Raw genomic sequence first — 8,382 nt, 5'->3', positions numbered from 1 at the left:
CAGGGGAAGCCCCCGGCAAATGCTCTTCGGGGGCAGGAAACTGAGTCCAGGGGGATGAAGTAGCCCGATTTTGGCCTGCCGAGCAGGTCTGTCGCGAATGGGGAGGGCTATTTCAGACCTTCCTTAGGTGCTAAGGGAGTGTGGTTTAGCCGTATGCGTCGAAATGGCAATGCATGAATTGACTGTTAACTTGAAATATTGGCATCTCCAGTGGTTTTTCTGAATAAGATCTGTTTCGCTAGGGGATGTTGGAGTTTTGAGACGCATTTCAAAGCTATTTGCTCTATTGGCTCGCTGGCCTGAGGATTGATTTTATTCCAGGGGGTCTTAAAGATTCATCATTCCCGCATAGGTTTGAATCTGGAAGGATTGTGACGCCTGGGCTCCCGTCTGCTAGGTCGTGGGGTGGGCGAATTTTTCACGGGCTCCTGGGTTGATTTCGGTCTTTTTAAGGCTTTTGCGGATTTCTGTCTGTGCTGTGGCTGCTAATTGGCAGGAAGGCTGGAAGTTTTAATAACAACAAGAGTGATGATGAAATGATAGAGTTCCAGAAAGTTAATCCAATTTCACTGGCTGTTTTCATGGCTGTTGCATTTCCCTCTGTGGGGCTGGCAGCAGAAAATGGGTTCGTAGAAGGAAGCTCCGCTACCCTGACGGCGCGTAACTACTATTTCAGCCGCGATTTCCGCGACGTCCCCTCAATGGCACAGTCCAAGCAGGAAGAGTGGGCGCAGGGCTTCATCCTCAACTTCAAGTCCGGCTACACCCCAGGCACCGTGGGCTTTGGCGTCGACGCCATTGGTCTGCTGGGAATCAAACTCGATGGCAGCGCTGATCGTGCCGGCGGAAAAGGTACTGGCCTGATGCCGCGCCAAGACGATGGCGAGCCGGCCGACGAGTACAGCCGCCTCGGCGCAGCGGTCAAGATCAAGGTGTCGAAGACCGAGCTGAAGGTCGGCGAGCTGCAGCCCAACCTGCCAGTGCTGACTTTCTCCGACATCCGCCTGCTGCCGCCGTCCTACACCGGCGCTAGCATCGTCTCCCAGGAAGTCGCCGGACTGACCCTGCAGGGCGGCCAGATGCGTGCCATGAGCCACCGCGACGAGGCCGGCGATGACAAGATGTCGCCGTGGATCGGCCGCCGGGCCGTGTTGGGGGTCACTAGTGACCGCTTCAACTACGGCGGCGCCGACTACGCCTTCAACGCCAACCGCACCAGCGTCGGCGCCTGGTACGCGCAGCTGGAGGACGTCTACAACCAGCGTTTCTTCAGCCTAAAGCACAGCGAGCCGGTCGGCAGCTGGACCCTAGGTGCCAACCTTGGCTACTTTGACTCCAGCGAGGACGGCAATGAGTTGGCCGGCAAGATTGACAACCAGGCCTTCTACACCATGTTGTCGGCCAAGCAGGGTGGCCATACCTTCCATGTCGGATATCAGAAACTGTCCGGCGACGACGGGATGATCCGTATCTTCGGCAATGTAACGCCGTTGGCCAACGAGCTGCCGACCTTCGACTTTGCCTCCACAGACGAGCGCTCTTGGCAGGCGCGTTATGACTACGACTTTGCCGCGTTGGGCATTCCGGGGCTGGTCAGCACCGTGCGTTACGTCAAGGGCGACAACGTCGAAACCGGTAGTGGCTTCGAGGGCAAGGATTGGGAGCGCGACCTGGATCTTGGCTACGTCGTACAGAGCGGTCCGCTGAAGAACGTTAGCGTGCGAGTGCGCAATGTCAGCGCGCGCTCTAACTACCGTGCCAGTATCGACGAGAATCGTCTGATTATCAGCTATAACTTGGCACTCTTCTGATGAATCGATGCGGGATGGCATGATCCGTGCCCGATGAGAGTGAGCCAGAAAATTTATTTAAAATATCAATGGTTGGCTTTGCTAATTTGGCATGTGTCTTGTTGCTTGAGTTTGGCAGAGCAATAGTCTGTGGCGACCCTTACAGATTTTTTGTTAGGGCTCTAGTTTTGAATTGCTCATTGGAATGTGTGTGAGTTGCGTGCTAGCGAATTTCCAAATAAATATTTTTTGATTTCGGAGAAGGCAATGCAAAAAAATAAAAAAGCATTTAATACTGCTGGAAAGATTGCTCGAAATGGTTTTTCGACTCTGGTGTTGGCCGGTGCCCTGAGTAGCGGTGCGCAAGCGGCCGATCCACTCAAGGTCGGATTGCTGCTGCCTTATACCGGAACCTATGCGGCTACTGGAGAAGCAACAGCCAACGGTCTCAAGCTGGCCATCGAGCAGCAGGGCGGCAAGCTCGGCGGGCGCGAGGTCGAGTTCGTGGTGGTAGACAGCGAGGCAGACCCGAGCAAGGCGGTGCAGAACATGCAGAAGCTGGTGTCTGGCGCCAAGGTCGACGTGGTGGTCGGCCCGATGCACTCCGGTGTCGGCATGGGGGCGCTTAAGGTCGCCCGTGAGACCGGCGTTCCGCTGATCATCCCCAACGCCGGCTTCAATGCCGCCACCGGCCCGATGTGTGCTGAGAACGTCTTCCGCACCTCTTTCTCTTCTTGGCAGACCGCTTATCCGATGGGCAAGATCGCCGCCGAAAAGGGCTACAAAAACATAGTCACTGTGACGTGGCGTTACGGCTTCGGTACTGAATCAGTGGAGGGTTTCAAGGAGGGCTTCGAGAAGGCCGGCGGCAAGATTATCAAGAAAATCTGGCTACCCTTCCCTGACGTCGAGTTCCAGTCGCAGCTGACAGAGATCGCTGCGCTCAAGCCTGATGCGGTATTCGTGTTTTTTGCCGGCGGCGGCGCCGCCAAGTTCGTAAAGGATTACGCCGCGGCCGGCCTCAAGGACAAGATCCCGCTGCTCGGCTCTGGCTTCCTCACCGAGGGTACTCTGGCCGCCCAAGGCCCGGCCGCTGAAGGCCTATTGACTACCCTGCACTACGCCGACTCGCTGCAGACCGAGCAGAACTCCAAGTTCCGCGGCGACTACAAGCAGCAGTTCGGCAAGGAAGCGGACATCTATGCGGTGCAGGGCTACGACACCGGCCTGCTGCTTGCCCAGTCTCTCGAGGCGGTGGCTGGTAACACCAAGGATCGTGCGGCTTGGATCAAGGCGATGGAGAGTGCGCGTATCGACAGCCCTCGCGGCGAGTGGACCTTCTCCAAAGCACATAACCCGATTCAGAACATCTACCTGCGCGAGGTGCGTAACGGCGCCAACGTGGTGGTCGAGGTCGCCCACGAGAAACTTAGTGACCCGGCTCCGGGCTGCAAGCTCAAGCAGGTCGCCAAGCGCTGAGTGACCGCGTCCCGGGCGGTCGATGCCCGGGACGCCGGTGTTCGCCCCCAGGCACCGGCGGCTTCTGTCCCTTGGCCGCCGGTGTCCGGGCTCCCGCATTCCATCGCGTGGATAGCTAACCCATGGATTTTGCTAACATTCTCATTCAGACCATGAACGGTCTGCAGTACGGACTGCTGCTGTTCCTCATCGCCAGCGGTCTCACGCTAATCTTCGGCATCATGCACATCCTCAACCTGGCCCATGGTGCCCTGTATATGGTCGGCGCCTACCTGGCCTGGTGGCTGACCTCGCTGGTCGGCCACCTGTTCCTCGCCATCCTCCTCGCCGTGCCGCTGGCCGTCGGCCTCGGCGTGCTGATCGAGCGCTTCCTGATGCAGGCGCTGTACAAGCGCAATCACCTCGATCAGGTGCTGCTGACCTTCGGCCTTATCCTGGTGTTCGACGCCTTGCAGGGCATGCTCTGGGGCAACGACGTGCACAGCGTGGCGATCCCGGCGTTCCTGTCCGGCTCGATCGCCCTCACCGAAACCCTCGACTACCCGGTGTACCGGTTGTTCGTCTCGGTGGTCTGCGGCCTGATCGCCCTGGCCATGTACCTGATCCTGCAGCGTACCCGTCTGGGCATGATCATCCGCGGCGGGGCCAGCAACCGCGAGATGGTTCAGGGTCTGGGCATCGATATCCGCCGCATCTACACCCTGGTATTCGCCGCTGGAGCGGCGCTGACCGCCTTCGCCGGGATGATCGCCGCGCCGCTGTCCTCGGTGTATCCGGGGATGGGCAACCAGGTGCTGATCATCGCCTTCGTGGTTGTAGTGATTGGCGGCCTCGGTTCGATCCGCGGCGCCTTCCTCGGTGCCCTGCTGGTCGGCCTGACCGCCACCTGGGGTGCCCTGCTGGTGCCCGATTTCGCCGGCATGGTGGTCTACGTGCTGATGGCTGCGGTGCTGCTGTTCAAGCCGCGCGGCCTGTTCGCCTGAGGAGAGTTTCGACATGCATATCCTTCCCACGCCGATCCGCTTACTGCTTGCGCTCGGCACCCTGCTGCTGGCCCTCTACCCGCTGTTCGGTTCGGCCCTGACCGGCGAGCAGCACGATTTCTACCTGCAGAAACTCACCAGCATCATGATCCTCGCCATAGTCGCGCTGAGTCTCGACCTCTTGGTCGGCATCAGCGGCATGGTCAGCCTGGCCCAGGCCGCCTTCTTCGGCATCGCCGGCTACACCTTGGTGCTGGTCGCCCCCGAGTACGAGGCGATCAGCGTCTGGGTCGCTCTGCCGCTCTGTCTAGGCATCAGCGCGCTAGCGGCGCTGGTCATGGGGCTGCTGATCATCCGCACCTCCGGCATCTTCTTCATCATGGCGACCATCGCCTTCTCGCAGATGCTGTTCTACCTGTTCCACGATGCCTCCTTCGCCGGCGGCTCGGACGGCGCCTACCTGCTAATGAAACCGGATGTCAGCATCGCCGGCGTGCAACTGCTCGACCTGGATAACCGCCAGACTCTGTTCTACGTGGCGCTGGCATCGCTGGTTGGGGTGTTCCTGCTGCTGCATACCTTCCTGCGTGCGCCCTTCGGCCAGGTGCTCTTGGGTATCCGCGAGAACGAGTCGCGCGTCCGCGCCATGGGCTATAACCCGCTGTTCTACAAGTTGGCTGCTTTCGTCATCGCCGGCACCCTGGCTGGCTACGCCGGCATGCTGTCGGCTACCCAGTACGGCTTCGTCAGCCCCAGCCAGGTCGGCTGGGAGCTATCGGCGCACGTGCTGGTGATGGTCATCCTCGGCGGCATGGGCACCCTGTTCGGGGCGATCCTTGGCGCCTTCGCCTTCGAGGGCCTGCATACCGGCTTCGCTGCGTTGACCCCGCACTGGGAGCTGCTGATGGGGCTGGTGGTGATCGGCATGGTGCTGCTGCTGCCGCGGGGCATCGCCGGACTGCTACTGCAGCTCTGCGAGCGTAAGAGAAAGAACAACAAGGCCAAGGCCGCTGCTGCAGTAGTAGGTGCCGTTAAAGCCGTAAAAGAGGAGACCCTATAATGAGCGCGATCATTCTGGAAACCCGTGGCCTAACCAAGACCTTCGGCGGACTTACTGCGGTCAACGGTGTCAACCTGCAGGTCGGCGAGCGCGAGGTGCACGCGATCATCGGCCCCAACGGCGCCGGCAAGAGCACCATGGTCAACCTGCTGTCCGGGCACCTGCCGCCCTGCGACGGGCAGATCTTGTTCAGGGGGCAAGACATCACCGGCACCTCGCCCAACCGCATCTCGCACCTGGGCATGGGGCGCAGCTTCCAGCGAACCAACATCTTCCCGACCTTCACCTGCCTGGAGAACTGCTGGCTGGCAGCGCAGTCACGGCTTAAGAACTCTTTTCGCTTCTTCCGCCGCAGCGAGAGCTATGTCGAGGTGCGCGAGCGCGCCGAGCTGGGCCTTGAGCTGTGTGGCCTCAGCGCCAAGCGCGACGTGATCGCCGGCACCATGAGCTACGGCGAGCAGCGCCAGCTGGAGATCGGCATGGTGTTGGCCACCGAGCCGAGCTTCCTGTTGCTCGACGAGCCGATGGCCGGGATGGGCAAAGACGAGTCGAGCCGGGTGGTCGAGCTGCTCGCCAGCCTCTCGAAGAACTACTCGCTGGTGCTGGTCGAGCACGACATGGACGCGGTGTTCAGCATTGCCCACAAGCTCACCGTGATGGTCAATGGGCAGATGCTGGCTAGCGGCCCGCTGGATCAGGTGCGCAACGATCCGGCGGTACAGGAAGCCTATCTGGGCGACGGCGAGGAGAACTTCTGATGAGCGCAGCACAAGCCATGGCCAGCCACGTCGAGCCGGCCACCCCGCTGGTCGAGGCCCGCGGCCTGCACACCTACTACGGCAACAGCCACGTTCTGCACGGCGTCGATTTCCACATTGCGCCGGGCGAGACCCTGGCCCTGCTCGGCCGCAACGGCATGGGCAAGAGCACCACAATCCGCTCGATCCTCGGCTTCGTCACCCCCCGGCGCGGCGACATCTACATCCGTGGCGAACGGGTCAACGGCCAGCCGCCCTACCGGAACATCCGCCGCGGCATCGGCTATGTACCGGAGGGGCGCGGCATGTTTCCCAACCTGACGGTGCGCGAGAGCCTAGTGATGGCCGCGCGGCCGGGTGTCGACGGGCGCTGCGACTGGGATCTCGACCGCGTGCTGGCGACCTTCCCTCGTCTGACCGAGCGCTACAGTCACCTGACCGGCAACCTGTCCGGCGGCGAGCAGCAGATGGTCGCTATTGGCCGCGCGCTGATGACCAACCCCGAGCTGATGATCCTCGACGAGGCCACCGAGGGCCTGGCGCCTCTGATCCGCAAGGAGATCTGGCAGGTGATTCGCGCGGTAAAGGACACCGGAATTGCCACCTTGGTGGTCGACAAGAACGTGAACGTGCTGCTCGACCTGACCGACCGCAGCATGATCATGGTCAAGGGGCAAGTGGTCTACGATGGGCTGAGCACTGAGCTTAAGGATAGGCAGGATCTACTCCAGGAGCATATTGGCCTGTAGCTTGGTCGCAGGGTTGGTTACGTTCACCGATGTTCGTTGTGCTTGTGTGGAGAGATTTTTTGCGGCTGCTTATCGGAAAGCTCTTTGATTTTGGTGTTTTTCTGCTATTAGTATGGTAGGTGAGGTTAGGCATAGCCGGTACCTCCTTCGCTAATAACAGATATAAAAGCGCTGAAGTTGAGTGGGGTTCAATATGTTGAGTAAGGCTAGCCAGGTCTTCACTAATGCAGATCCTTATAGGGTCTCTGACTATGTTAATCAATATGTTGGTGCGCACAGAATCAACTTGCCAAACAAGAGGGTCGCGGAGGCCAAGCTGTGTCATCGTGACTTCGGTAGTCTTGATTTGTGTCGTATTAGTTACGGCAGTAGCGTGAGGGTGACATCGTCAGGGTTGAATACTTGCTACCATTTGCAGGTTTTGCTTAAAGGGAGTTGTCTATGGCGTGGTTATGGGGATGAGCACTACTTTTCTCCTGGTGAGCTATTGCTTATAAATCCTGATGATCCAGCTGATCTAACCTACTCGAATGATTGTGAGAAATTCATTGTCAAGCTTCCAGTTAATGTATTGGAGCGGGTTTGCAGCGATAATTACTGGAAAAAGCCGATAGGGGGGATCCGCTTTAGCCCTCGGCACAGTCTTCAGCAGTTAAGTGGCTTCGATAGCCTTCTTGGTTTGGTCTGTGGCGAGTCAGAACGCGTCCATGGACCCTCTCGGTTGCGAGAGTACTTCACGGGAATTATTGCAACCAAGCTGCTTGAGTTGCTGGATAGTAATATTGAGCGTGAGCCCTATGAAGGAGATGGGTCGCCTTTTGAAAGAGTTGTTCAGTTTGTTGATGATAATATAAAAAAGAATATTAGTTTGGATCAGATGGCTGCGGTTGCAAGAATGAGTCCTCGGTCACTCTATAATTTGTTTGAAAGACACGCATGTGATACGCCAAAGAACTATGTTCGCAAGCGAAAGCTCGAGCATATACATGGTTTCCTGAGTGATCCTGAAAGAAAGGTGCGCAGCATTACGGAGGTGGCCATTGATTACGGATTCCTTCACTTGGGGCGTTTTGCTGAAAACTATAGAAATGCTTATGGGGAGCTTCCGTCTGACACTCTTCGCAAGCGCTTAACCTGAAGTTCTCGAGAGGTTTTTGTATTTTAGAAAAGTAAGGTCATTTCTCTGGAGGGGGGCTTTTGTCCCCCTTGTCTTTCTCCTCTTTGCTCTGGTTTTCTGCAGTTTCGTTCATCGCGATGCGTCGCATAGTTGATTTTTGATCTGGTTAGGAGTGGCTTTGGTTATTCCTAACCTTGGTTGTTTTTGTTTTTTCTTTGTCTTTTAAGAATAAATAGCTTGCGAATTACAAAAAACGGATGCGGGATTGCAAGGGTTGGCTATCAATGCGGAAGTCATAGTCTTAGCATTTTTTTGCCGAAAAAATAACAAAGGAGCCATGGCGATGACCCTGGGACTCGACTACCTCAATGGTTTGCTTGAAGAAGATAAAGAAAAAGGAATCTATCGCTGCAAGCGAGAGATTTTTACCAGTCCTGAGCTGTTCG

General features: G+C 57.7%; 7 protein-coding genes. All 7 read left to right on the top strand.

The features are described from left to right. Nucleotides 1-536 precede the first annotated feature (536 nt). Entirely contained in the window at nt 537-1,811 is a 1,275-nt protein-coding gene (locus KRX52_RS13130; RefSeq protein ID WP_217682176.1) for an OprD family porin, read from the top strand. 246 nt (nt 1,812-2,057) lie between these two features. Next, nucleotides 2,058-3,269, top strand: coding sequence for an ABC transporter substrate-binding protein (locus KRX52_RS13125; protein WP_217682175.1), 1,212 nt, complete (start codon nt 2,058-2,060; stop codon nt 3,267-3,269). 122 nt (nt 3,270-3,391) lie between these two features. Further along, nucleotides 3,392-4,252 carry a branched-chain amino acid ABC transporter permease gene (locus KRX52_RS13120; protein WP_254797585.1) on the top strand — a complete coding sequence of 287 codons (861 nt, stop codon included), beginning with the start codon at nt 3,392-3,394 and terminating at the stop codon, nt 4,250-4,252. Nucleotides 4,253-4,265: 13 nt separating this feature from the next. Beyond that, the gene (locus tag KRX52_RS13115) at nt 4,266-5,312 is read left to right on the top strand and encodes a branched-chain amino acid ABC transporter permease (protein WP_217682174.1); all 1,047 of its coding nucleotides are present in this window, start codon (nt 4,266-4,268) and stop codon (nt 5,310-5,312) included. Further along, nucleotides 5,312-6,070 (top strand): ABC transporter ATP-binding protein, encoded by a 759-nt coding sequence (locus KRX52_RS13110; protein ID WP_217682173.1) that lies wholly within the window; start codon nt 5,312-5,314, stop codon nt 6,068-6,070. Before KRX52_RS13115 ends, KRX52_RS13110 begins: the two co-directional genes overlap by 1 nt. Next, nucleotides 6,070-6,819, top strand: coding sequence for an ABC transporter ATP-binding protein (locus KRX52_RS13105; RefSeq protein ID WP_254797584.1), 750 nt, complete (start codon nt 6,070-6,072; stop codon nt 6,817-6,819). Before KRX52_RS13110 ends, KRX52_RS13105 begins: the two co-directional genes overlap by 1 nt. Before the next feature lie 193 nt (nt 6,820-7,012). Next, the gene (locus KRX52_RS13100; RefSeq protein ID WP_254797583.1) at nt 7,013-7,957 is read left to right on the top strand and encodes an AraC family transcriptional regulator; all 945 of its coding nucleotides are present in this window, start codon (nt 7,013-7,015) and stop codon (nt 7,955-7,957) included. Nucleotides 7,958-8,382 lie beyond the last annotated feature (425 nt).

Source organism: Geopseudomonas aromaticivorans, assembly GCF_019097855.1.
GTDB classification, from domain to species: domain Bacteria; phylum Pseudomonadota; class Gammaproteobacteria; order Pseudomonadales; family Pseudomonadaceae; genus Geopseudomonas; species Geopseudomonas aromaticivorans.
This window is presented reverse-complemented; position numbering and strand designations above follow the sequence as displayed.

Bases quoted from the DNA above. Each gene is read 5' to 3' on its own strand.
- KRX52_RS13130 (WP_217682176.1), top strand. From the start codon at position 537: ATGATAGAGTTCCAGAAAGTTAATCCAATTTCACTGGCTGTTTTCATG.
- KRX52_RS13100 (WP_254797583.1), top strand. From the start codon at position 7,013: ATGTTGAGTAAGGCTAGCCAGGTCTTCACTAATGCAGATCCTTATAGG.
- KRX52_RS13125 (WP_217682175.1), top strand. From the start codon at position 2,058: ATGCAAAAAAATAAAAAAGCATTTAATACTGCTGGAAAGATTGCTCGA.
- KRX52_RS13115 (WP_217682174.1), top strand. From the start codon at position 4,266: ATGCATATCCTTCCCACGCCGATCCGCTTACTGCTTGCGCTCGGCACC.
- KRX52_RS13120 (WP_254797585.1), top strand. From the start codon at position 3,392: ATGGATTTTGCTAACATTCTCATTCAGACCATGAACGGTCTGCAGTAC.
- KRX52_RS13105 (WP_254797584.1), top strand. From the start codon at position 6,070: ATGAGCGCAGCACAAGCCATGGCCAGCCACGTCGAGCCGGCCACCCCG.
- KRX52_RS13110 (WP_217682173.1), top strand. From the start codon at position 5,312: ATGAGCGCGATCATTCTGGAAACCCGTGGCCTAACCAAGACCTTCGGC.